The following is a 24,077-nucleotide window of genomic DNA, read 5'->3' as shown; positions in this document are numbered from 1 at the left end:
ACCTCCGTTTTTTTATTATTCTACAGCTGAAAGCTGAGAATGATCCATTATCTTCGCTTCATTCCAGAGGGAATCAAGCTGTTCCAGTGACATGGAAGCCATATAAGCTCCTCGTTCTTCCGCAAGCTGTTCCATTTTTTGAAAACGCCGGATGAACTTATCGCAGGAATTGCTCAACGCTTGTTCAGGCTCAACTTTCAAAAATCGGGAAACGTTTACCACAGAAAACAAAAGATCGCCTAATTCTTCCATACGGTCTTCCCCGCTGCCAGAATCGATTGCCTCTTTTAATTCACAGACTTCCTCCGTGACTTTATCAAGTGCTCCCGATACATCGGGCCAGTCAAACCCCACCTTGGCCGCTTTATGCTGCACTTTCGCACTACGCATCAGCGCAGGAAGGGCTTTGGAAACACTCTGCAGGACTTCCGACTGGGTGGATTGGTTCTTAGTTTTCTTTTTGATCGCATCCCAATTGACAAGTACCTCATCCGAATTGCTGACAACGGTATTATCAAAGACATGAGGATGACGGACAATCAGCTTTTTTACTATGCCATCCACAACGTCTGAAAACCCAAAACTGTTCTTCTCTTTTTCCAATTGCGCGTGGAATACTATCTGCAGTAAAACATCGCCCAATTCTTCCTTTAACAGATCCGTGTCATTATTATCAATTGCCTCAACCGCTTCATAGGTTTCTTCAATGAAATTGTTTCGGATGCTTTGGTGCGTCTGTTCCCTGTCCCAAGGGCATCCTTCCGGTGAACGTAGGATTTCCATAATTTTCAGAAGGTCATCCATATTATATTGTTCTTTCATTTGAAAATTCAAATTTTTATCTCCTGTAAAACCCAATTATCGGTAAACTTTTATTATTTTACCTTATCCAATTATGTTTTTCAAGTATTTTTACAATTTTTTGTCCCCTCGGCAGCATAAGAATATCGTTTCTTGTAAGGGCTTTAAACCACAGCATACAAGCCATATAAACGACACCCGCAAAGGCAATTGCCACCAGGGTGGACAATTTCCCAAAATGCAACAATGTTCCCGTTTTTTGGACAAAATATGCTAAGCCCACGCTGATGATTGAAGCCAGAAGCGGCTTGAAAAAGATGCGGACAAAATTGAGACGGACCTTTGTTTCCCGGCAGAGGTAATGTAGTGCAAAAACCGTGATAAAGATGTAGCACACCAATGTTCCCGTTCCGGCTCCCATCACGTTAATTTCCGGGATTCCGACCAGCGTATAATTCAACACCAGTTTAATCACAAGACCGACCACGAGCAGCTTTACCGGCAGATCCACCCTTCCGACCGCCTGCAGCATGCTGTTGATCGGCGTGCTCATGGCGGCGAAAATTGCGCCCAGGCCCAATACGACCAGAATTTTTCCAATAACCGTCGGGGCGTTTTTCTCCCCGTACAATAGGGCAGCAATCGGCGTGGAAAGAACGGACAGCCCCAAACCGGCCGGAACCGTAATCATCGCAACAATACGCAAAACCTGCTCGATGCTTCGCTTGATCTGCTTCGGATTGCCGCCTGTCCATGCCTCGGTTACACTCGGAAGGGCGCTCACACCAAATGCCTGTGTTATCGCCGGCACCAGCATAAACAGCGTGGACGCGTTGGAAAAACACCCGAATAAAAACGTAGGGACATTATTTAACTGCACAACCGAAGAGGGCAAAACGCCCTCGTACATTTTCAGCAGTACTTCTGAATTTTCGGCCATAATGTCATTGATGCGCTTCTGCAAAAATGTGCTGTCGATAAAAGTGGACAGGTTTACCGCTAGGGAACCCAGCGCAATCGGAATTGCCGTCCGTATTAACCGGGAAGTCGTTATCCGCATTGGAAGGGGACGCGGAGAAGAACGGAGCATTTCCTTGGTTATCCCGTCGCTATGCCTTTTATGGTATAGGAACAAAAAAAGGAAGCCCATGACCGAGCCGATGGTGACCCCGAAAATCGCCCCTGCGGCGGCGTATGGCAGGGTTGCAATCTTAGCATATTCCTCCGAGACCCTTTTTATGCCATAAACTGTGCCATTGGCAGCGTATTCCTTCATTCCGGACTGAATGATAAGCGACGCGAGGGTAAGCCCGAAAACCAGCTTGCTCAAAGCTTCGACGATTTCGGAAATCGCCGTGGGATACATATTGCGAAGCCCTTCGTAGTATCCCCTGTAAATTGCCATAAGGCTATTAAAGAAAATGGCCGGCGCCAACGCGTAAATCGCGGGTAGAGCGTTTTCCGGGTTATTGCTTGCCGCGTAAGTCACATAGGGTTTGGCACCAAAAAACATAATGGAAAACGAAACAATCCCCAGAATCAAAAAAATCCGGATGGAAACCGTATGTATCTGGCGGATGTCGCGATACCGGCCACGGGCGGAATTTTCGGAAACCAGTCTGGAAATTGCAATCGGGAATCCAGCGGTCGCAAGGCTGAATATCGGGAAATAAAGCGAATAAGCGTTTCCGAAATAACCGTTCCCAACCGGCGTAAGAATCCACGCCAGCGGTATTTTAAACAACGCGCCGATAATCTTGACCAGCGCAATTGCCACCATTAAAATTAAGGCACCGTGTAAAAAGCTCTGTTTTTCAGCAGCCCGTTTCCTTTCCATTAAGACACATCCAATCAATAAAGTCAAACGTAAACCCGATAAAAAACACGATAAAATAGTATACTATATAAATAAAGAGAATATGAACAGAATTGCAAGCAATAAAAAAAGGGGTGCAACCCCCTTTTTTATGAAATGCCGATTACTCTTCCGACAACTTATGCCCGCATTTGCTGCAGTAATCTGCACTCTGCGGATTTTCCTGACCGCAGTTTTTGCAAACCTGCTTCGCGCGCATGGCAACCAACTGTTCATTCACAGCGTCAAGCTGTTCATACAAATCATCAATTGCCGTAATACATTCATTTACCAGATCAGAAACATCATTATCGGTTTTTTTCGCTTCATAAACCGTCCTGCCCAGCGCCTCGAAGCGCTTTGAAATCTCATTATTTAAATCTGCAGAACTGATTCTAAGCTTGGATATGTCAACAAACTGGCCTGCTTTTTTTCCAACAACGTTAACCGCTGATTTCGCATTAACAACTACATCTTCAAACAATCCCATAATACACACTCCTTTATTAAAGGTTATCTTATTGAAATTATAACACGAACGACGGAAAAATCAATGAAAATTCGTTTAATATATCCCGCCGCCGATAAACTCCCGTATGATTGAATTATTCGGAACCAATTCACTACTGATTATTGTGAATTTTTTCAAATTTTGTATCAATTTCTGGGACAAATCATAATCCTTGCAGTCCTGTGGAACTTCCTGCAAAATCGGAATCGCTTCTTTCGCCAATACACAGGTTTCATAGGCATGCAGGGAATTAATGGTGTAATCTGCATCTCCGCGATAGGGCTTGATGTACTTCCTTTCCCCATCCATGACATTCGGCCACATTTCCAACGTCCGCTCCGGTTTGGCTCCGCGGAATTTATAGTCACGGACAATCCTTCTGATCAGGCGCATCCCGTTCGCAGTAAAAAGTTCGGTTTTCCCTTCGTGGATCCCCTGCTTCACACTAATATAAATTTTGCAGACATCATTTGCAGGAAGCTTATTGATAAAAATCGGATTCAGCGCATGGATTCCTTCCACGATCGCGATGTCATGCTCCCCCAAGGTAACCTGCCGCTTGTGGGGATACGGCATATGAATTTCAAAATTGAAAACCGGCATATTGCAGCGCCTTGTTTCAATTAAGCTGAGAAGGCACCTCTCCACTTCCGGAACATCAAGCGCGTCAACGCTTTCATAATCGTGCTGCCCGTTTGCAAGAAGCGGCGCCTGACGTTCCCCGCGGTAAAAATCATCAAGGGAGATAATGGTTGAGCCGACGCCGATTTTCTGAAAGGCATTCTTCAACAAATTCGCAGTAGTTGTTTTTCCGCTGCTGGACGGACCAGAAAGCATTACCAGTCCGCAGTTCCTTTTCTGGGTGACAATGCTCTCTGCGATATTGCGGATGCTTTCGTGGTAAGCTTCCTCCGTCTGATTGACAAAAGCTTCCGGGTGATCGGAAGCAGCAGCATTAATCAGATGGAGTTGGTTCTGATATTCTACAAAATTTACCATAATTAGCTTTCACCTGATCTTTTCTAATAATCATTTCCTCAAACCGACTTATATATTCATAGGGGTATTTAAAGTTAAAAATCCTGTTGAGGTTATCGGAATACGGATCCTTGATTTTACTGACGGCTCCCGCGCCGCACGCAAGGATCGTGTGGGTTTCATCCATAATGAAAACATTATAGGGACTTTCAAAGCCCGGTTTTGCCCATCCGGTATTCTCCAGATTGCCAACCATCCGGCTTTGGCGGTAAAGATAATACGGCTTATATCCGTATTTTAACAGCTGCTCATCCGCGTAATCGATCATTTGCTCTGCAGCCTGCGCATCGTTGCGGTAAGGTTCGCTTTCATCCTGAAACAGCCTTGCCGACCGTTTTAAGGACAACGTATGCACCGTAATGCTTTCCGGAGCCAGCCGAATCGTCTGATCCAGTGTGGAAACAAAGCTTTCCGGAGAATCGCCGGGCAGCCCTGCGATAAGGTCCATATTGATATTGTCAAACCCGGTTCGGCGCGCAAGGACAAAAGCCGAGAGCGCCTGTTCCGCCGTATGTCGGCGGCCGATGGTTTTTAAAACTTCATCGTTTAATGTCTGTGGGTTAATGCTGATACGGGTCACTCCGTACTTTTTCAGCGAAAAAAGCTTCTCCATCGTTATGGTATCCGGCCTTCCAGCTTCCACCGTAAACTCGCGGCAAAAAGACAGATCAAAGCTTCCCCGTATTGCGCTCAAAAGAATATCGAGCTGCTCCGCGGATAAAGTCGTTGGCGTTCCCCCGCCGATATAAACCGTTTCGAGCCGCAATTGCAAAGACGCGGCTACCTGCGCCGTATGCGCAATTTCCCTGCATAAAAGTTTCAGATACGCCGGAACCAATTTTGCGGTCTTTTCCACAGAGGAAGAGACAAAGGAACAATACGAGCAACGGGTTGGGCAAAACGGAATGGATATATACAAGCTGAAAGATTCCGGCTTCGATAAGGAGAGAATTTTCTCCTCGTTCTGCATGGTGATATAGCTTAATGTTGTTTTTTGCTCTGAAACCAGCAGTTCCTTCTGATAAAAATCCAGCGCTTTGGCTTCGCCCATTTCGGAAATCAAGCGGCGCAGCAGCTTTACCGGGCGAACTCCGGTCAAAATCCCCCATTTCGGTACAAACCCGCAATAATCGGTAAGCAACTGGAAAAGCAAAACCGCCATATGCCGCTCCTGGTCATTTTCCGATTCGCAATCGGGAAAGCCGAGCCGCTCTGTTTTTCCCCGGCAATAATCACCGAATTGGATGCGGGTCGTTATAACGATCCCGTCCGTTTCCTTGTTTATACCCGTATAGACGAGCATTTGCTCTCCGCTGTTTTCCGGGATTTCTGTCAACACCTTGATTTTTTGATATGGAAAGAATAACCGGCATAGATTTTCCATTTCATAATGGAAGGTATGGCCGTCAATGATAAGGGTCATAAGCGCTGTTCCCCATAAACGGATTGTTTTTTCTTTCAAAGTCGAGCGTGGTTTTCCCTTCATGCCCCGGATAGATATGGTAATTCCCTTCAAGGTTTCCCAGCCGTTTCAGGGATTGAAGTATCTGGGTATAGCTGCCGGTGGGAAAATCCGTTCTGCCGCAGCTCATCTGCATTAATGTATCCCCCGTGAAAATCGCGTCCTCCACGAGGTAACAGCAGCTTCCAATTGTATGCCCCGGTGTGTGCAGGACACGGATTTTCAAGTTTCCGAGTGGGATAATATCGCCGTCGTTTAGTGCGACATCCGCTTTGAATGTCTTCAGAGGCCGCGAAGCGACCACGGTCGATAAGTTCAAGGAATTGTCGCTTATGAAGGGCATATCGTCACTATAAATATAGACCTTTGCATTGGTCAGCTTTTTGATCTCATTTACACCCAGTATATGGTCGAAGTGACCATGCGTTAACAAAATCGCTTCCACCTTGTCCGCACCGGCTTTCAGAACGGCCTTTGTCAGTTCCGGACTTTCAAAGCCCGGATCAATGACCGCCGCATAGCCCGTAGCGTCATCGGTTACTATATAGCAGTTTGTAGGAACCATACCCCCGGTAATTTCTGTTATCTCCATAGAAGACACCTCTATTCCAACTTGTTTTAGGAACGTTTGATCGAAATAATACCCTGAATATTGGAAAGGCGGGAAATAATGCTGTTCAGATGCTCCAGCCCGTTAATCGTGATCGTAGCGGAAATGACCGCATTGCCGTCCTTGGTCTCCCTTGAATTCAAAGAATGAATGAAAATATGCATGTTGAAAAGCTGCTGGGTTACATCGGCAAGCAGGCCGGAGCGGTCCAAAGCCACAATTTCCAACGTGGATTTGAATTCTTCCTTTACTTTGCCCGCCCAATGCGCCTTAATCCAACGCTCCGGCTCTGCAGCTTCACTTAAATTCTGCGGCACATTGGAGCAAGTTCGCTTGTGGATGGAAACGCCGAAGCCGCGCGTGATAAAACCAATAATTTCATCGCCCGGAAGCGGGTTGCAGCAACGCGAAAACTTAATCAGGCAGTTGTCCATTCCGTCAACGATAACACCGCTGGACGGCTTTTTCGGGGGCTGCTTCGCGGGAGCCTGGGCCGGCGAGCTCGGTGCAGGACGCTTTTCCTTCATATAATCTTCTTTGATTTTCGGCATGATCTTCCAGAGCTGGATACCGCCGTATCCAATTGCGGAGTAAACATCGTCCGCACTAGTGCAGTTCCTCTTAGCGCCGATTTTTTCAAGAAGAGCGGTAAGCTCCGCTTCGTTTAATTCAATGCCGTTGCGCCGCAATTCACGCTCGAGTTCCGCCTTGCCCTCTATAATATTCTCTTCGCGCTTTTCACGCTTGAACCACGCGCGAATTTTATTGCGCGCTTCACTTGTTTTAACGATTTTCAGCCAGTCGCGGCTTGGCCCGTGCGTTTCTTTGGATGTCAGAATCTCGATAATCTGCCCCGTTTTGACTTTATAATCAATGGGAACAATACGCTTGTCCACTTTCGCCCCCACCATACGGTTCCCGACAGCACTATGAATGGCATAGGCAAAATCAATCACCGTCGAGCCGGAAGGAAGGCTGATCACATCGCCCCGCGGAGTAAAAACAAACACTTCCTCCGGAACCAAATCCGATTTGATCGTGCGGACAAGATCGGTCGCGTCCTCGTTGTCTTTTTGATTCTCCAGCATCTGGCGGATCCATGCAAGACGCTGCTCCAACGAATCGCCACTTTTCGACCCGATTCCCAGTTTATACTTCCAATGTGCGGCAATACCGTATTCCGCAGTGTGATGCATTTCCCATGTGCGGATCTGAACCTCGAAGGGAATGCCGTCCTTTCCTATGACCGTAGTATGGAGGGATTGATACAGGTTCGGCTTCGGCGTGGAAATATAATCTTTAAACCGGTTCGGAATCGGGCGGTACATATCATGGATTATGCCAAGAACGTTATAACAATCGTTTACCGTATCGACGATTACGCGAACTGCGTAAATATCATAAATTTCTTCCATGGAGCGGCCTTGGATAAAGGTTTTGCGGAAAATGCCGTTAATGCTCTTTACGCGTCCTTCCAAATAAACATTCGGAATGAGCGGCGACACCCGTTCGTAAATATTTTTCTTTGTCAGTTCAATAAACTCTTTGCGCTCATTCTGCCTAAGAGCCAGCCCGCTTTCGATTTCCTCATAGGCAATCGGATCCAGACACCGAAGGGATAAATCCTCCAGTTCTTCCTTAACGGCCCGGATACCAAGGCGATGCGCAATCGGCGCGTAAACCTCCATATTTTCCAGCGCTTTATCGCGCTGTTTCTGCGGGGGCATGAATTCAATTGTACGCATATTGTGCAGGCGGTCGGCTAGCTTAATGATGATTACACGGATATCATCCGCCATTGCAATCAGCATTTTCCGAAGGTTTTCTGCCTGCTGTTCCTCACGGGAAGAATACGGGATACGGCCTAATTTTGTCACACCGTCAATCAGATTCGCAATTTCCGACCCGAAGCTTTTCCGAATCTGCTCCAAATTCACCGGCGTATCCTCGACAACGTCATGCAGAAGGCCGGCCGCAAGGGACTCGGTATCCATACCGAGCTCAACAAGAATACAGGCTACCGCCACAGGGTGAGAGATATAAGGTGCTCCGGAAAGGCGTTTTTGATCCTGGTGGGAAGTAAGAGCGAGCTGATAGGCACGGTCGATCACCGACATATCGTAATCATGTTCGCTTTCGTTAATTAAAGCGATCAGGTCGTCATATGTTTTCAGCGGCCATGCCATATCCTTCACCCACCTTTTCCAGTAATTTCAGTTTTTTTAATATCTTCGAGCCGAACAAGTCGACTTTATGCGTTGTATGTACAATTTCCGCCTTCAGCCAATCGCCGAACTTTTCCAAAGTGATGAGCCGATATTCCGCCAGAACATCGAGCGCGGTTAAAAGCATAGCCATGTTGCCCACGTCCTTGGTTCGGCTTAAAAGGATTTCCGGAGACCCAGAAAAGCCGTTTAGATTCCGGATAACCCGATAAACATCCGCAAACGCGCCACGGTTCGGGAACAGCCTTTCCAATTCCATTTGGGAGAGCGTTTCCCCTCTTTTGGTTTTTTCGTAAAGGGCTATGTCCGACAGGACGGCATCCACATCCATACTTGATAATTTTATATCTCGAATATAAATAGAAAGCGTATTTTTCCCATTATATTCCCTTGCGTCAAGCGTTACCGCAAGGTCAAGAACATCCCCCACATGATAACGAAATTCTTCAAGCGTTGTATTGAATTTCATGCAACGGATCATATATCCGTCCTTCATAACGCTGATACGGAGGTGTTTTCCTCCGCCAACCGGCGTAATGTCCGCCAAAGTCACATGGTACAGGCCGAATAGTGGGGACGGATTTCCCATTCCAAAAGGTTCCATGGCATGAATTTGATTCGGAATATCCACGGAAAGGTCGCGTGGATTAAGAAGGCAATCAATTTTCAACACCGGTACAGGCATAGGATCACCTAAGGAAGCGGCATAATCGTTGATTGCTTTTCGAAACGCGGGAATATTCGCGGTTAATAAGGATAAACCGGCGGCCATGGGATGCCCGCCATACCGCAACAGTAAATCATTACAGGTGTTGACCGCCTGAAAGAGAGAAAAGCCTTCGACACTTCTGCCGGAACCCTTTGCCTCCTCTCCGGAATAAGAAATAATAATGCTCGGTTTCCCAAACTGCTCGGTAATACGGGAGGAAATAATGCCAATGACCCCATGGTGCCATCCTTCGCCTTCAATCACCAAAACACGATCGTAAAGGCGCTCCGGTTCATCATGAAGCTTTTGCATTACTTTTTCATATATTTCTTTCTCAATCTGACGCCTGTATTCGTTGTCATCATTGATTTCTGTGGACAACGCACATGCTTCATCCGGATACTCGGAAACCAAAAGACGAACTGCGCGTTCCGGAGAGCCAATCCGCCCTGTCGCATTGATACGCGGAACCAGCGTAAAAGCGACGTTCCCGGCGGTAAGACGCCTTCCTTCCACCCCGGCCAGCTCCATCAGCGCTTTCAGACCCAATCGGTCCGTCTGTGGAAGCATTTTCAGCCCGGCTTTTACGAAGCATCGGTTTTCCCCGGTGAGCGGCACAACATCCCCGATGGTACCGATTGCAACGAGGTCGGCGTAATTATCGAGCAAGGCATCGGGGCTGCAGTCCTCGCCTTCCAATGCCATAATCAGTTTAAAGGCAACGCCAACACCGGAATAGTCCTTGTACGGGCAATCGCAGTCTTCGCGGTAAGGATCAACAACGGCACATGCATCGGGCAATTCCGCCCTTGGGCGGTGATGGTCTGTCACCACCACATCCATTCCCAATTCTTTCGCATGGGCTACTTCCGCAATAGAGGAAATCCCGTTATCTACGGTGACAATCAAATTGATCTCCTGCGCATGCAGGGTATCAATCGCATTGCAGTTCAGGCCATAGCCCTCCCCTTCCCGTTCGGGAATATAAAAAATTACATTTGCGCCGCAGGATTCCAAATAAGAATACAGCATGGCGGTCGCTGTCACTCCGTCAGCATCGTAATCCCCGTAAACAGCTATTTTTTCGAATTCCTCAATCGCACGTATAATACGGTCGGCCGCTTTTTTCATATCTTTTAAAAGAAAAGGATTTGATAAATTTTCATCAGAATGAAAAAATTTTTCAATTTGTTCTATGTCGACAATGCCCCGTTCTTGAAGCAATACTGCAAGAATCTCAGGCAGATTCATTTCTTGTGTCATCTGCTTTGTTACAGCCGGATCACTCTGAAATACTTCCCATTTCTTTAAGCTCACAAACCCCACCTACCCCATAATTATTTATTGTATCATTTTGACAAATAATATTCAACATTTATTCTTCCCAGATACAAAAAACGGAAGAAAACAGCGGATAATCCAACGATATTATCCGCTGCTTACAATTTCAGATATTTTTTATTCATTTCTGCAGGCACAAATTTCCACACCCCGGTTGCCCCGGGCGCACGACACTTAAAAGCCGCCGATGCAAAAGAACATCGGCGGCTTTCATAATATCGTGTTTTGAATTTAAGCTTTTGCTTCTGTTTCTCTTTGTTTTGCTTTATGGTTCTGCCACATAACATAAAGGGGGCCTGCAATGCAGACGGAGGAATAACAACCGGTAACAACACCGACCATCATCGGCAGAGCAAAGGTTGTTACGCTCGTAATTCCATATAGCTGCCCAACGACGAAGACGGTTGCAATTGAAGAAAATGTGCAACCCGCAGTAAAGAGAGAACGGGTAAATGTCTGGTTGATACTCGTGTTTACCAAAGAAGAATAAGGCGTTTTCGGCCCCATCAGTCTGCGATTTTCTCTGATACGGTCATAAATAATAATCGTATCATTCAGTGAATAGCCCAGAATCGTCAATACAACTGCAATAAAGTTATCATTCAGCGGTATTCTGAAGATGATAAATGTAAAATAAACCATGATAACGTCATGCAATAGTGCGAGAACAGCCATTACGCCAGCGGACATACCGCCGATTTTTCTAAACCGGAATGCAATATACAGAACAAGCAGTACGCAGGTAATGAAAACAGCCGTCAGGCATTTTATAAAGAAGTTGCGGCCCATGGTCGGATTAACCGAGCTGGATGAAACAACCTCGAAATGCGCATTCGGATATTTTGCGGAAAGCGCTTTTTCAATTGCCTGCTGGGTATCAACGGAAATAGATTCCGAACCCGCAAAAGAAATGGAAACATTATTTTTTACTTTTTTGCCGTCAGCGGATTTTACATCCTCCAAGATGCGAACGCTAACATCCTTTTTCGTAGTATCCTGGACAATTTTTTCGACTTCTTCCTGAACAACCTTGCCGTCAAAAGAATATTTGATTTCGGCGCCGCCTTTAAACTGGATATCCAACTGAGTGCCAAATAGAATATTGAAAAGTAAGCCAATCAGCATGACCGTGATGGAAATTCCAAAGTAAATCTTTCTGTTTTCAAAGAAATGAATGTTAAAGGTTTTCATTCTGCGGCACCTCCGTACAGCCATTTATTGCGCGCGAACTTAAACCCGGAAATCGATTTTGTCATCAAACGGGTAGCCGTTACGCCGAAGAGGAAGTTACCGACAATACCGATTAACAGCGTGTAGCCGAAGGAATAGATCGAGCCGGTAGTGGATGCTCCGAACAGCATTGAAAGAATATTGGTTGGTCCAAATACAGCCATCAAAATAACGCCGACAATAACAACCGTTATATTACCGTCGAAAATTGCCCAGAAGCTGTTGTCGTCACCCTTTTGGATTGCCCCGTCAAGGGTTTTGCCTGCCCAGAGTTCTTCTTTAATTCTGCAGGCAGTAATAATATTCGCATCAACACCCATACCGATGGAAAGAATAATACCAGCGATACCGGGCAGGGTCAGCGTAAAGCTTTGAATAAACGGGAAGTATCCAGAAACCGCCGCAAAAGACAAAGCAATCTGCCCAAGCAGAGCGATAATCGCGATAAAGCCCGGAAGTCTGAACTGAACCAACATGAACACGCAGATAATTGCAAAGGCGATAATACCCGCAATCAGCATTGCATGCAAAGAAGATGATCCCAGCGTCGGGCTGATTGTGCTGAAGTTTGTCGTCGTAAGCTTAAACGGAAGCGCACCGGCTGTAATCTTGTTTGCCAGAGAGGAAGCTTCCGCCGCTGTAAAATTGCCCTGAATGGAGCACTTTCCATCCGTAATAACCTCATTTACCCTCGGATTGGAAATACGAACGTCATCCATCCAGATGGAAATGATTTCACCCTGCATTTTTTCGGTTGCTTCGGCAAATTTTTTGGTGCCGCTCTCAGTCAGTTCCAAACCAACCTGATAGGTTGCTTTGCCGGTCGTCTGATCCTGATACATCTCAGACTTAGCGCTTTTAATGTCGCTGCCGGTTAAAATAATGTTGCTTGCCGTCTCGCCCTTAGGCGTTTTGTAGACAGGTTGTCCATCCGAACCGGTTGTCACGGTTGTATACTCATCGCCCGCACGGAAGGTGAGCATTGCAGTTGCGGAAAGTTCTTTGATTGCGCTTTCGGGGTCAAATGTCTTTTCGTCGTTCTTCCAAGGAAAACGTACAATAATGCGATCATTGTTATAATCGGAATACAATTCATAATCCGTAATATGATTCGTAGTTAAGCGGACTTCAATTATCGATTTTGCGGAATCAATTTGTTCCTTAGTCGCTTTTTTTGAAGTTGCCGGGCTAAATGTTGCCTCGACGCCGCCGTTAATGTCTATTCCCCATCTAATGTCGCTGACACCTTTTATGTAGGTGGTCGAATTATCCCCGTTTTTACCCTTAATTCCGAAGGTTGCGGAATAAGTTAAAAACAGGATGAGGAGGGCGACGATGAAAAATACAGGTTTTCCTACTCGCTTCATTCGTAAATCCTCCAATTTTGGTTTTCTGTGATTCCTCGCAGACGTGTACAATCAATTATATTGTTTACATATGAAAAAGTCAATTAGTTTGACGAGATTATTCGTAAAGACAGCCAAAAAGAAAGGGAGACAAGCTCCCTTTCTCACTTATTTAACAATTTTTCCGCCGCAGCAAGCTGAACGCAAATACAGAACAAATCCATAGCGACCTCAAGTTCATCCACCGGAGGATAGGTCGGTGCCACACGGATATTGCTGTCGTTCGGATCTTTTCCATACGGGAAGGTCGCACCCGCATTCGTAAGGGTAACGCCAGCCTCCTTGCAAAGGGAAACAACCCGCTTTGCACAGCCGTTCAAAACATCAACGCTGATAAAATATCCTCCGTTTGGATTCGTCCAACAGGCCACGCCCTTTCCCCCAAGCTCGGATTCCAGCTTATTGGCTACCGCTTTAAACTTCGGCGCAAGCAGCTTGCGGTGTTTCTTCATTTGCTCCAGAATACCGTCGTAATCTTTAAAGAAATATAAATGCCTTAACTGGTTCAACTTATCCGGTCCGATTGTCTCATACGAAAAATGCTTTTTCAGGACAGCCAGGTTGTTGTCGCTTGCACCCAGCGCCGCTACGCCGGCACCTGGAAAAGAAATTTTACTTGTGGATACAAAAAAGACCGGCAAATCCTCCGTGCCATTCTTTTTGCACTCAAGCCACAAGTTCAAAAGCTGATCCGGCGTATCGGTTAAATCGTGTACGCAATAGGCATTATCCCAAAAAATCCGGAAATCCTTTGCAGCGGGCTTCAAAGCGGCAAACCGGCGAACAGTTTCATCGGAATAGGTAATACCCGTCGGATTGGAATACTTTGGAACGCACCAGATTCCTTTCACCAATTCATCGTTTGAAACCAACTTTTCCACAACATCCATGTCCGGTCCTGTGGGCAGCATTGGAACCGTAATCAGTTCAAAACCGAAGTATTCGGTAACAGCAAAATGCCTGTCGTAGCCGGGCGACGGGCACAAAAACTTTACGGCGCCCTGCCTGCCCCATGGCAGACAGCCCGAAAAGCCATGGGTAACCCCGCAGGACACGGTATCAAACATCATATTCAAGCTGGAATTGCCCCCCGCAATGATATTGGAAGCGTCGACCCCCATCATATGGGAAAAAAGTTCCCGCATTTCCGGAAGGCCGTACGGCATGCCGTAGTTGCGGCAGTCGTCTCCGGTGGAGGCATAAAGATCGGATGCGGAGTTTAAAGCATCCAGCATACCCATCGAAAGCTGAAGCTGTTCTGTTTCCGGCTTCCCACGGGCCATATTTAATTTTAAGCCCCTTGCTTTGAATTGGTTATAACGTTCCTGTAAATCCGCCCTGACATCGCTTAATTCCTTTTCTGACATTGACCGAAAGTCCAATATGAGCATCTCCCTATCTTAAAATGCAAATGATGTTTAAAAACAAGTACTATTCTAATATATAATAGATAATATTGCAAGTTAAAAACACAAATCTTGCATATAAGATAAAGAAGACATTCTTATGTTATTTTATGTATTTTGCTAATTCGACGTCTACTTTCTGAATATGATTCAATAGCCAGTCCATAAGGAAATAATTGGTTTTGGATATAACCGCAATGGAAGCACCGTTTTTTGTAATATCATATTTTAAATCCGCAATTTTTTTCTTGAAAAATTCATGCATTTCCTTATGCTCTTTGTACTTCGGGTAAGTACTGCTGAGCTGCAACTTCTCTTCGTCGGAAAAATGCTTAATGGTGTACCCTTCAAGGAATTCTAACGTCTTAATAATTTCCTCCCTTCCCTTGCCCTGATTGCAAGCGGCAAAGAGCTGGTCAATCCGGTCGCACAGCTCTTTATGCTGGCTGTCAATCACCGATACACCGATTTTCAGATTATCTCTCCACATTGCCATAAGTAAAACACATCCTTTCTAAAATTCCGCGGTTCCCGTTGTACGCGGGAACGGCAGTACGTCCCGGATATTTGCAATCCCGGTTAGATACATTACAAGGCGTTCAAAGCCAAGGCCATAGCCTGCGTGCTTTGTTCCGCCATAACGCCTTAAGTCCAGATACCACCAATAATTTTCCTCATTCAGCTTAAATTCCTTCATCCGTTGTTGAAGAATTTCTATGCGCTCCTCACGCTGGCTGCCGCCGATGATCTCGCCGATACCCGGCACAAGCAAATCTACTGCGGCAACTGTTTTTCCGTCATCATTCAGACGCATGTAGAAGGCTTTGATTTCCTTCGGATAATCGGTTACAAAAACAGGTTTTCCGAATACCTGCTCTGTTAAATACTTTTCATGTTCCGTTTGCAGGTCACTTCCCCAGCTTACCTTATATTCAAATTTGTCATTATTTTTTTTCAAAATTTCAATGGCTTCCGTATAGGTGACACAGGCGAAATCCGAATTGACGACATTCGTTAAGCGATCAACAAGCCCTTTATCAATAAACTGGTTGAAAAATGCGATATCATCCGGGCAGGTATCCATAACATATTTGATAACGTATTTCATCATCGCTTCGGCAAGCTTCATGTTGTCCTGTAAATCCGCAAACGCAATTTCCGGCTCGATCATCCAGAATTCCGCCGCGTGACGCTGCGTGTAAGACTTTTCAGCGCGGAACGTCGGCCCGAAAGTATAGACCTTTCCAAAAGCCATCGCCATGCACTCCGCCTCAAGCTGGCCGGAAACCGTAAGGGAGGTGTGTTTCTGGAAAAAATCCTGCGAATAATCAACCGTTCCATCCTTTTTACGCGGAGGGTTCTCCGCGTCAAGTGTAGTCACGGTGAACATTTCGCCGGCGCCTTCGCAGTCACTACCGGTAATAAGCGGCGTGTGGACGTAAACAAATCCATTTTCATGAAAGAATTTATGAATGGCAAAGGCCGCGGCCGAACGCACGCGGAACGCAGCGCTGAACGTATTGGTGCGCGGGCGCAAATGCGCAATTGTGCGTAAAAATTCCAGCGAATGACGCTTTTTCTGCAGCGGATAATCCGGAGAGGAAAGCCCTTCTGCCTCAATTTTATCCGCGTGAATTTCAAACGGCTGCTTCGCCTGCGGTGTTAAAACCAGCTCGCCGGTTACCACAAGGGCTGAACCGACGTTCAATTTCGTAACCTCTGTAAAATTGGAAATCCGATTCGCTTCAAAAACGATCTGGACTCCTTTAAAACAACTGCCATCATTCAGATCAATAAATCCCAACGCTTTGGAATCGCGAATTGTGCGAACCCAGCCGCAAACCGTTACCGCTTTACCGCTAAGCTCCGCCGTTTTAGAATACAACTCGGTTATTTCAGTTCTCTTCAATCGGAATACCTCCTGCATGCTTCCAGAATATGTTTATATTATAACACGATTTTCCTCTATGCAACACCAATACACAGCAAAATGTGAAAAATTGAAAAATCTTCAAAATAGGGGTTGATTTTTGTGGAAACATTCGATATAATAATAAAGCTGTCTCTGGTAACAAGGCAGATAAACCATACGGAGAGGTATTCTAATTGGTAAGGAGCCACATTGGAAATGTGGTGTGCCGCAAGGCATTGTGCGTTCGAGTCGCATCCTCTCCGCCATTCAGAACCGGAAACAATATTTTGTTCCTACCGAACGGAATGTTGCTTTTGGACTTCTTCATACCGAAGAAGTAAAACGACAAGGGAATCCCCACTCTCCGAAAGGAAAGCGGGGATTCTTTCGTTATTCTTGTCCGCGTTACTTCATCCGTCGAGTCTATCGGTCGGCAATCTGTGTTGCCATTTTATAAACCACCTCATATACGATGAAGGACCACATGAAATATTTTCAAAAACTCCCGTTCTTTTTCACTTGATTGTCACATAGGTCATTTATATTTTATTTATCCCCTTTGTCGAATCAGCCGTAATTCTGAACAAAATTGCTTATATGTCTCTCACGGAGAGTTCTCATATTTTACAATCCTTTTTTGAGAAGGCCGCCTCATAACGGGCGGCTTCCTCATTTCCCAATATTTTCAGCAGAATGAAACATGACCCTGTCCGGCACTTGTGGACAGGGTCATTTATTTACTTTTCATCAGGAGGAAAATTTCACTTCATCCCTATGACTATTTTGAAAAGCTCGTATATCCGCGTTTTTTTTTCGCTCTTCTTCGATAATTTTATTAATTTTCTCGTAAAACGATTCGCTGTCAATCTCGTTATTACCCTCAATCAATGTCAACGGTTCGTGTTTCAATGCTGTCGACCCCTCTATTAATAAATTTCATTCTCTCCTGAACATAGGCGTTTTCAAGGAGTTTGATAAAAGGTTCTATGTATTGTTGAACAAAGTCCTCAATTTCTTCTTTGTCTTTTCCAAAGCTTCCAGCCTTTGTACAATCAATCTGAAGGATAAAACAAATATTATCAAAATCTCCTTTGTGGGAAATCGCAATATATTCAGCTATTTTTTCATGTGTGGAACCAAATTTCTTTTTAATCCCTTTTTCGTCTAAAATATAAATCTTCTCTACGGACGTCATGAGTATATTCTTAAAAAATTTCTCACAATTTGACACCGGCTGCGGACGGTTGTCGCCCTTGCTTAAACTGTTCGATTTATAGCCGGGCATGGTATACATTAATTTGTTTTGATGCAGAATTTGTTTAATAACGCTAATTCGAAAATTCCGGTCTTCATATTGATCAGAAAAAATTGTATAGAGTGAATTACAGACGAATTGCGACAAAGAGGCAAAAATTTCCTCCTTTTCATCCGAGCTAAGCGTGGACATATACCGTGTTAAACTGGTTATGTTATTTTGCAGTTCATCAATTACCGCCCGGTTTAACTCGGAATTTTTTTGCTGCTTTAATATATGCTTATTTGCGGCGGAAAATCCTATTAAAATCAAAATATACAGAGAAAAATAAACCACCTGCGGATACGAATAAAAGGAAGCTGGGCTTAAAGACTTGTTCGAATTTTCCATAACGCCTGAAATGATAAATGGGAACAGGAAGTAGACGACCTGCTGAAAGACCCAGTTCGAGAATAAAGCAAACCAAAAATCTTTTAAGCTTTTTAAGATGCTCTTTTGTTCGTAATTCATTATATTCATTCCCTTTACAGTTTGACAATTCAATTCTGTCCGCTCTTTTAAGTATATTTTCGAAACCATATGACTATGAAAGTGATTTATTGCAAAACTGTAAATTTTTAAATTCGAATATAGTTATACCGTTAATTAGAAAAATATAAATTTTGAAATGAATATTTTAAAACTTCTAAATTTCAGGCATTCATAAACCGATAAGTTCTGTAATATAGTAAGAATCGTTGTGGAAATAAAAGGCATTTGCTATAATAATCTTAGTTCCGTATGGGTGGTGACAATTTGAACCGTAAAAAAAGCATCAAGGTAGCAGCGGTAATTGATATCGGCTCAAATATGCTAAAAATGAGGATTTCGCAGCTAAAAAAAGGAGAAATCTCCGACCTTGAAAAACTGGAATACCCTTTAAATCTTGGCCACGAGGTCTTTACGGAAGGAAAAATCCGCTTCGAAAGCCTTCATGAGCTTTCCGGTATCCTGCATGGATACCGCGGAATTCTAAAAGAATATGGAGTCAATCAATATAAAGTAGTGGCAACCACCGCTTTCCGGGAAGCGAAAAACCGTTCCTATGTGATTGACCAGTTAAAAATACAGAATGACATGACCGTTCAGGTACTGGAAGACGATCAGGAAAAAACGCTGATTTATTCAGAGATTTTAAATACGCTTGACAAAATGGAAAATAAAAAGGGCGAAAATGCGCTGATTTCCTATATCGGCGCCGGGACCATCGGCTTTTCCCTTTATAACGGGAAGCATATGATCTTTTCGCAGAACATTCCGATGGGAGCCTTAAAGCTGCACGATATGCTTGGAAATATTCAGGAGCTTACGGAGGATTTCTACACCGTTGTTGAAGAATACCTGAATTCCATTATCGGCCATATCCGTATCCCGTTCAGCAAAGGGCTTGTTTCCAACCTGGTTCTGACGGGAAACGAAATTCAGCTGATTGCGCACATCTGCGGCGTGATGCCTGAAAACGGCTGCTACACGATTCCGGCGCAGATGCTCACCGACCTGTTTAAGCAGATACGCTCGATGTCACAGGAAAAAATCAGCAACCACTATGGCATCAGCGAAGATACGGCGGAGCTGCTGTACTCGGCACTTGCTATCTATATCCGGCTGATTGAATTTTCAGAATCCGATGTCATTATTGCGCCAAAAGTGGAACTGTGGGACGCTTTAATGCGCCACATGCTCCTTCCAAAAAGCAGCGAGGAATATTTTGAACATGTCCGCGAAAACGCAATCAGCTGTGCGTATGAAATCGCAAAGACCTATCACTGCAACCACCTGCATTCCGAAAATGTCCGGAAATTTGCCTGCCGGATTTTTGATAAGATGAAAGGCGCTCATGGGCTTGACCATCGCAAGAGGCTGCTTTTGGAGCTGGCGGCTATTTTGCACGACTGCGGCTATTACGTAACTGCCAAACAGCATTTATTGAGCACGTTTGACTTGATAAAGGATATTGACGTTTATGGCATGACTGACGAAGAAATGCTGCTGACCGCCTATGTTTCGCGCTACAATGAATACGACGTGCCCAATTATGACGATATTGAATTTATTCGGCTGAGCGACAAAAACCGGCTGATCGTTTCCAAACTCGTAGCGATTTTCCGGCTTGCAAACGCGCTCGACAAGGCGCAGAAGCAGAAGCTGAGCGACATCCGGGTAAAATTGAACAACGACAGGCTTTTAATTACAGCCGACAGCAACGAAAATTGTTACCTTGAAAAATGGGCGTTCGAGCAATGCGCACCATTCTTTCAGGAAGTTTTCGGCTATAAACCGGTTCTGACTGTGCGCTCGTCCCTAATTTAACGTAAGGCGTGGTAATAAATGAGTGAAAAAAACGAAAAAATAAAAATACCGTTTATCAATCGGGAATTAAGCTGGATGGATTTTAACGCGCGCGTTCTGGAAGAAGCCTTTAAGCGCGGAAATCCCTTGATGGAACGCATTCGCTTTTTATCCATAACCGCCTCCAATTTAGACGAATTTTTTATGGTAAGGGTCGCCGGAGTAAAGGAACAGGTAAATTCCGATTACCGCGTTGAGGACACTTCCGGGCTTACGCCGAAGCAGCTCCTCCCCTTGCTTTCTGAAAAAATACATGCATTTACAGAGAAACAGTATTCCTGTTTGCACCGCTCGATTGTTCCGGCAATGAAAAGAAAAGGGATAACCTTTCTAACGCCGGAAGAAATGGACGCAAAACAGAAACAGTATATTTCCGATTATTTTGATAAAGTCCTGTTCCCCGTTTTAACGCCGCTTGCCGTCGACCGCAGCCGCCCGTTCCCCCTTTTGGCAAATAAAAGCCTGAATATTGCGGTCCGGCTGAAGGGCGAAGAGGATTCCTATTTTGCCGTGGTGCAGGTACCGTCGATTCTTTCCCGCTTCCTGGAAATTCCGTGTGAAAACGGAAAATCATATGTGCTGTTGGAAAACGTCATTATTTATAAATTGGGAGAACTGTTTGAACTGAGCGATATCCGGGCAGCCTGCCCCTTCCGCATCACCCGGAACTCCGACCTCGATATTGACGAAGAAGCGGAGGATTTGTTAATCGAAATCCAAAAATCAATTAAGAAGCGAAAGCGCGGGAAACCCGTCCGCTTGGAATTGCTGCAAAAAAGCGACGCGGAAACGCAGGAATTCCTAATCGATATGCTGGATATCCAGCCCGATGACATCTATCAATTGCCCGGCCCGCTGGATTTAACCTTCTTTTCCAAGTTTGCATCTCTTCCGGATTTTGAAAACCTTTGCTTTAAACCCATTACGCCGGTTTATCCGCCGGCCGATTTTTGGGGATACGACGACATTTTCGAAGCAATCCGCGAGAAAGACCGGATGGTACACCACCCTTACGAAAGCTTTGAAACTGTCGTTGATTTCGTCCGAAAGGCCGCAGAGGACAAAAATGTGCTTGCCATTAAGCAGACGCTTTACCGGGTAAGCGGCCACTCCCCGATCATCGACGCACTGATTACCGCCGCGGAAAACGGCAAGCAGGTTACCGTTTTGGTCGAGTTGAAAGCGAGGTTTGACGAGGAAAACAATATTATCTGGGCAAAAAAGCTTGAGGAAGCGGGCTGCCATGTTATTTACGGCCTTGCCGGCCTAAAAACCCACTGCAAAATCCTCCTCGTGGTACGCCGCGATGAAGACGGCATCCGCCGGTATTTGCATATGGGTACGGGAAATTACAACGATTCCACCGCAAAAATCTATACGGATATCGGTATTTTCACCTGCAAGGAACCTTACGGGACGGACGCATCTTCCCTGTTTAATGTTCTGACCGGCTATTCCCGCCCGCCGGAATACAATCGCTTTGTTGTCGCCCCGCAGGGCATGCGCAGTTTCTTTGTGCGGATGATCGAAAACGAAATTGCAAATTCCGAAAAGGGCCTTCCCTGCGGCATCACCGTAAAAATAAATTCCCTTACAGATCCAGACCTGGTCGCCCTGCTTTATAAGGCGTCGCAGGCAAAGGTTCCGATCCGGCTGATTGTCCGGGGGATCTGCTGTCTGATTCCCGGATTGCCGGGCATTAGTGAAAACATTGCGGTCTACAGCATCGTCGGACAGCTGCTGGAGCACAGCCGGATTTACCGGTTTGAAAATGCGGGTAATCCGAAAATTTACATGGGCAGCGCCGACTGGATGCAGCGCAATCTTGACCGGCGCGTGGAGCTTGTTTTTCCTGTGGAAGACGAGGAGCTGCGCCAACGGGCGTTCGATATTCTAAATCTTATGCTCAGCGACAATATCAACGCGCGCGTTATGCAGCCGAATACCGTTTATACCCATATCGATAAGCGGGGAAAAGCACCCTGCAACTGCCAGATTCAATTTTCACTCCTGGCGCAGGATGCGGTAAAACAATTTACTGAACAGGACGGCAGCAAGCCGTTCCGGCCAATATACAATGCGGAACAAATGAAGTAACCGGTTTAAAACGGGAGGAACGTTATGAAAAAAATAGGAATTTTAACAAGCGGCGGCGATTGTCAGGGCTTAAACGCGGCGATTCGCGGCGTGGCCAAGGGGCTTTATGTGGAATTCGGAAACAATGTGGAAATCTATGGCATTAACGACGGCTATCTGGGACTGATTAATGGCAGCTACCGGAAAATGAAACCGGACGATTTTTCCGGGATTCTTACTCTTGGGGGCACAATCCTTGGAACCTCCCGCCAGCCATTTAAGCTTATGCGCGTGGTAGAGGACAACAGCGTCGACAAAGTAAAGAACATGAAGGAAAACTACAAAAAAATGAAGTTGGACTGTCTGGTCATCCTAGGAGGAAACGGCACACACAAAACCGCGAACCTGCTCAGCGAAGAGGGGCTGAACATTGTAACGCTGCCCAAAACGATCGACAATGACATTTGGGGCACCGAAATGACCTTTGGTTTCAGCAGCGCAATGGAAATTGCGACGAATGTCTTAGACTGCATTCATACTACGGCAACGTCGCACAGCAGAGTATTCATCGTGGAAATTATGGGACATAAAGCCGGATGGCTGACCCTGCACTCCGGAATTGCCGGCGGAGCGGACATTATCCTTATTCCGGAAATCCCATACAATATCGACAGCATTGTAAAAACGCTGGAGCATCGAAACAAAAGCGGGAAACGTTTTTCCATTCTTGCCGTTGCCGAGGGCATACTATCCAAGAAAGAAGCAAGCATGGGCAAAAAAGAGTTTAAAGCGGCTCGCGCGAAGATGGCTTACCCATCGATTTCCTATCGCCTGGCCAAGGAAATCAGCGAACGAACCAATCAGGAAATCCGCGTTACCGTACCGGGGCACTTCCAGCGCGGAGGAAGCCCCTGCCCGTACGACCGTCTTCTTGCGACCCGGTTCGGCGCGGCGGCGGCGAAACTGATTGCGGAGAAAAAATACGGATTTATGGCGGCGCTTCAAAACAATGCGATTGTACCCGTCCCGCTGAGCGAGGTTGCCGGCAAATTAAAAGGCGTCCCCGTAGACAGCGACATAATAAAAACCGCACGTGATATCGGAATCAGCTTTGGTGACTGACAGAAAGAAGGAGTATCATGAAAATCAGAAAGAATCCGCATGCATCCTGGAAGAAAACATTTGCGGCCGCAGGTGTGGTTTCCGCCGCCTTGACCGTGGCTTTTACCGTCTACAGCGCCTGTTTGTCCGTAAAACTGCTCCGCTGCATTCATACGGCGCAAAAAGCCCTTCCCGAAATGGAAAAGGCTGCGCGGCTATATCAAAAGAAGAATGCGGAGGAAACAGAAGAATAAACATAACCGGAAGCAAAACAAAAAGGCAGGCATTTTAATGGTGCCTGTCTTTTTCGTATTTATTTCACTTAATTAAACGGTTACATGCTCCTTCAATTTTTCAAAGGTTTTTTCGCCGATCCCGCTTACATTTTTCAGTTCCTCAATGGAGTGAAATTTTCCTTTTTGCTGCCTGTAATCAAGAATTCGTTTGGCCATAACGGGGCCTACCCCATCCAATTCGCACAGCTGCTCCGCGGTAGCAGTATTGATATTCACCTTTCCGGCTTGGCTTTCCGCCTTGCTTTGCCCGTTCCCCCATTGGGGTTCCTGAGAAACGGTGCTAAAAACAGGCAACGGCGTGTAAGCCTCATCCTGTGATGAAGAAAGTACATCGGTTTCAAAGGTAATATTCATGGCTTCCGGTACATAAAAAGCATTGTACCCAATAATCAGCGCGCACAGAAATGCCGCTATCACAATTAAATATCGTGTTTGCAGTGCGCCCTCATCCATAA

19 protein-coding genes and 1 tRNA gene are annotated in these 24,077 nt (G+C 45.6%); 5 read left to right on the top strand and 15 right to left on the bottom strand.

Annotation, left to right across the window (positions count from 1 at the left end; all coding sequences use genetic code 11):
- Positions 1 to 15: 15 nt before the first annotated feature.
- From mazG to asnS, 13 genes are all read right to left on the bottom strand, one after another.
- Entirely contained in the window at positions 16 to 834 is an 819-nt protein-coding gene (gene mazG / locus CAGA_RS02465) for a nucleoside triphosphate pyrophosphohydrolase (RefSeq protein WP_135657348.1), read from the bottom strand.
- A 46-nt stretch (positions 835 to 880) separates the two neighbouring features.
- On the bottom strand, positions 881 to 2,638 hold the full coding sequence (locus CAGA_RS02460) for a putative polysaccharide biosynthesis protein (RefSeq protein ID WP_135657346.1): 1,758 nt from the start codon (positions 2,636 to 2,638) through the stop codon (positions 881 to 883).
- A 142-nt stretch (positions 2,639 to 2,780) separates the two neighbouring features.
- On the bottom strand, positions 2,781 to 3,146 hold the full coding sequence (locus tag CAGA_RS02455; protein ID WP_135657344.1) for a zinc ribbon domain-containing protein: 366 nt from the start codon (positions 3,144 to 3,146) through the stop codon (positions 2,781 to 2,783).
- A 75-nt stretch (positions 3,147 to 3,221) separates the two neighbouring features.
- A complete protein-coding gene (locus CAGA_RS02450; RefSeq protein ID WP_407932249.1) occupies positions 3,222 to 4,004 on the bottom strand; it encodes a uridine kinase family protein in 783 nt (260 codons plus the stop codon).
- A gap of 118 nt (positions 4,005 to 4,122) precedes the next feature.
- Positions 4,123 to 5,628, bottom strand: coding sequence for a coproporphyrinogen dehydrogenase HemZ (gene hemZ, locus CAGA_RS02445; RefSeq protein ID WP_135657340.1), 1,506 nt, complete (start codon positions 5,626 to 5,628; stop codon positions 4,123 to 4,125).
- Complete coding sequence (locus CAGA_RS02440) at positions 5,612 to 6,259, bottom strand: MBL fold metallo-hydrolase (RefSeq protein WP_135657338.1); 648 nt, start codon at positions 6,257 to 6,259, stop codon at positions 5,612 to 5,614. The genes hemZ and CAGA_RS02440 overlap by 17 nt, the downstream gene beginning before the upstream one ends.
- Before the next feature lie 26 nt (positions 6,260 to 6,285).
- Complete coding sequence (locus CAGA_RS02435; RefSeq protein WP_135657336.1) at positions 6,286 to 8,463, bottom strand: RelA/SpoT family protein; 2,178 nt, start codon at positions 8,461 to 8,463, stop codon at positions 6,286 to 6,288.
- Positions 8,438 to 10,528, bottom strand: coding sequence for a single-stranded-DNA-specific exonuclease RecJ (gene recJ, locus CAGA_RS02430; protein WP_243112913.1), 2,091 nt, complete (start codon positions 10,526 to 10,528; stop codon positions 8,438 to 8,440). Before recJ ends, CAGA_RS02435 begins: the two co-directional genes overlap by 26 nt.
- Positions 10,529 to 10,783: 255 nt before the next feature.
- A complete protein-coding gene (gene secF, locus CAGA_RS02425) occupies positions 10,784 to 11,743 on the bottom strand; it encodes a protein translocase subunit SecF (RefSeq protein ID WP_135657334.1) in 960 nt (319 codons plus the stop codon).
- Positions 11,740 to 13,149 carry a preprotein translocase subunit SecD gene (locus CAGA_RS02420; RefSeq protein WP_135657332.1) on the bottom strand — a complete coding sequence of 470 codons (1,410 nt, stop codon included), beginning with the start codon at positions 13,147 to 13,149 and terminating at the stop codon, positions 11,740 to 11,742. The genes secF and CAGA_RS02420 overlap by 4 nt, the downstream gene beginning before the upstream one ends.
- Positions 13,150 to 13,292: 143 nt before the next feature.
- On the bottom strand, positions 13,293 to 14,555 hold the full coding sequence (locus CAGA_RS02415; RefSeq protein ID WP_243112912.1) for an aminotransferase class I/II-fold pyridoxal phosphate-dependent enzyme: 1,263 nt from the start codon (positions 14,553 to 14,555) through the stop codon (positions 13,293 to 13,295).
- A gap of 142 nt (positions 14,556 to 14,697) precedes the next feature.
- On the bottom strand, positions 14,698 to 15,090 hold the full coding sequence (locus tag CAGA_RS02410; protein WP_135657328.1) for a bacteriohemerythrin: 393 nt from the start codon (positions 15,088 to 15,090) through the stop codon (positions 14,698 to 14,700).
- A gap of 18 nt (positions 15,091 to 15,108) precedes the next feature.
- Complete coding sequence (gene asnS, locus CAGA_RS02405; RefSeq protein ID WP_413814386.1) at positions 15,109 to 16,521, bottom strand: asparagine--tRNA ligase; 1,413 nt, start codon at positions 16,519 to 16,521, stop codon at positions 15,109 to 15,111.
- Between the two features lie 164 nt (positions 16,522 to 16,685).
- Here asnS and CAGA_RS02400 point away from each other — a divergent pair.
- Positions 16,686 to 16,772, top strand: a tRNA-Ser gene (locus CAGA_RS02400).
- Between the two features lie 614 nt (positions 16,773 to 17,386).
- On the opposite strand, the gene CAGA_RS02395 is transcribed toward CAGA_RS02400, so the two are convergent.
- Positions 17,387 to 17,701, bottom strand: coding sequence for a hypothetical protein (locus CAGA_RS02395; protein WP_135657324.1), 315 nt, complete (start codon positions 17,699 to 17,701; stop codon positions 17,387 to 17,389).
- A gap of 855 nt (positions 17,702 to 18,556) precedes the next feature.
- Here CAGA_RS02395 and CAGA_RS02390 point away from each other — a divergent pair.
- The 4 genes from CAGA_RS02390 to CAGA_RS02375 are packed head-to-tail and all read left to right on the top strand — an operon-like array spanning position 18,557 to position 23,580.
- On the top strand, positions 18,557 to 20,110 hold the full coding sequence (locus tag CAGA_RS02390; protein ID WP_135657321.1) for a Ppx/GppA phosphatase family protein: 1,554 nt from the start codon (positions 18,557 to 18,559) through the stop codon (positions 20,108 to 20,110).
- An 18-nt stretch (positions 20,111 to 20,128) separates the two neighbouring features.
- Positions 20,129 to 22,246 carry an RNA degradosome polyphosphate kinase gene (locus CAGA_RS02385; RefSeq protein ID WP_135657319.1) on the top strand — a complete coding sequence of 706 codons (2,118 nt, stop codon included), beginning with the start codon at positions 20,129 to 20,131 and terminating at the stop codon, positions 22,244 to 22,246.
- Between the two features lie 24 nt (positions 22,247 to 22,270).
- On the top strand, positions 22,271 to 23,347 hold the full coding sequence (locus CAGA_RS02380) for a 6-phosphofructokinase (protein ID WP_135657317.1): 1,077 nt from the start codon (positions 22,271 to 22,273) through the stop codon (positions 23,345 to 23,347).
- A 17-nt stretch (positions 23,348 to 23,364) separates the two neighbouring features.
- Positions 23,365 to 23,580 (top strand): hypothetical protein, encoded by a 216-nt coding sequence (locus tag CAGA_RS02375; protein WP_135657316.1) that lies wholly within the window; start codon positions 23,365 to 23,367, stop codon positions 23,578 to 23,580.
- A 72-nt stretch (positions 23,581 to 23,652) separates the two neighbouring features.
- Here the strand turns inward: CAGA_RS02375 and CAGA_RS02370 are convergent, their stop codons facing one another.
- Positions 23,653 to 24,075: a ComEA family DNA-binding protein gene (locus CAGA_RS02370; protein WP_135657314.1), complete on the bottom strand. Its 423-nt coding sequence runs from the start codon at positions 24,073 to 24,075 to the stop codon at positions 23,653 to 23,655.
- Positions 24,076 to 24,077: the final 2 nt, after the last annotated feature.

The organism is Caproiciproducens galactitolivorans (assembly GCF_004768785.1).
Lineage (GTDB): Bacteria > Bacillota > Clostridia > Oscillospirales > Acutalibacteraceae > Caproiciproducens > Caproiciproducens galactitolivorans.
Note: the sequence above shows the minus strand (reverse complement) of the source record. Positions and strands in the feature narration are given on the sequence as shown.

Excerpts from the sequence above, each read along its gene's own strand:
- CAGA_RS02460 (WP_135657346.1), bottom strand. The coding sequence starts at position 2,638 with ATGGAAAGGAAACGGGCTGCTGAAAAACAGAGCTTTTTACACGGTGCC.
- CAGA_RS02455 (WP_135657344.1), bottom strand. The coding sequence starts at position 3,146 with ATGGGATTGTTTGAAGATGTAGTTGTTAATGCGAAATCAGCGGTTAAC.
- CAGA_RS02450 (WP_407932249.1), bottom strand. The coding sequence starts at position 4,004 with ATGCTTTCTGGTCCGTCCAGCAGCGGAAAAACAACTACTGCGAATTTG.
- hemZ (WP_135657340.1), bottom strand. The coding sequence starts at position 5,628 with ATGACCCTTATCATTGACGGCCATACCTTCCATTATGAAATGGAAAAT.
- CAGA_RS02440 (WP_135657338.1), bottom strand. The coding sequence starts at position 6,259 with ATGGAGATAACAGAAATTACCGGGGGTATGGTTCCTACAAACTGCTAT.
- CAGA_RS02435 (WP_135657336.1), bottom strand. The coding sequence starts at position 8,463 with ATGGCATGGCCGCTGAAAACATATGACGACCTGATCGCTTTAATTAAC.
- secF (WP_135657334.1), bottom strand. The coding sequence starts at position 11,743 with ATGAAAACCTTTAACATTCATTTCTTTGAAAACAGAAAGATTTACTTT.
- CAGA_RS02420 (WP_135657332.1), bottom strand. The coding sequence starts at position 13,149 with ATGAAGCGAGTAGGAAAACCTGTATTTTTCATCGTCGCCCTCCTCATC.
- CAGA_RS02415 (WP_243112912.1), bottom strand. The coding sequence starts at position 14,555 with ATGTCAGAAAAGGAATTAAGCGATGTCAGGGCGGATTTACAGGAACGT.
- CAGA_RS02410 (WP_135657328.1), bottom strand. The coding sequence starts at position 15,090 with ATGGCAATGTGGAGAGATAATCTGAAAATCGGTGTATCGGTGATTGAC.
- asnS (WP_413814386.1), bottom strand. The coding sequence starts at position 16,521 with ATGCAGGAGGTATTCCGATTGAAGAGAACTGAAATAACCGAGTTGTAT.
- CAGA_RS02395 (WP_135657324.1), bottom strand. The coding sequence starts at position 17,701 with ATGACGTCCGTAGAGAAGATTTATATTTTAGACGAAAAAGGGATTAAA.
- CAGA_RS02385 (WP_135657319.1), top strand. The coding sequence starts at position 20,129 with ATGAGTGAAAAAAACGAAAAAATAAAAATACCGTTTATCAATCGGGAA.
- CAGA_RS02380 (WP_135657317.1), top strand. The coding sequence starts at position 22,271 with ATGAAAAAAATAGGAATTTTAACAAGCGGCGGCGATTGTCAGGGCTTA.
- CAGA_RS02375 (WP_135657316.1), top strand. The coding sequence starts at position 23,365 with ATGAAAATCAGAAAGAATCCGCATGCATCCTGGAAGAAAACATTTGCG.
- CAGA_RS02370 (WP_135657314.1), bottom strand. The coding sequence starts at position 24,075 with ATGGATGAGGGCGCACTGCAAACACGATATTTAATTGTGATAGCGGCA.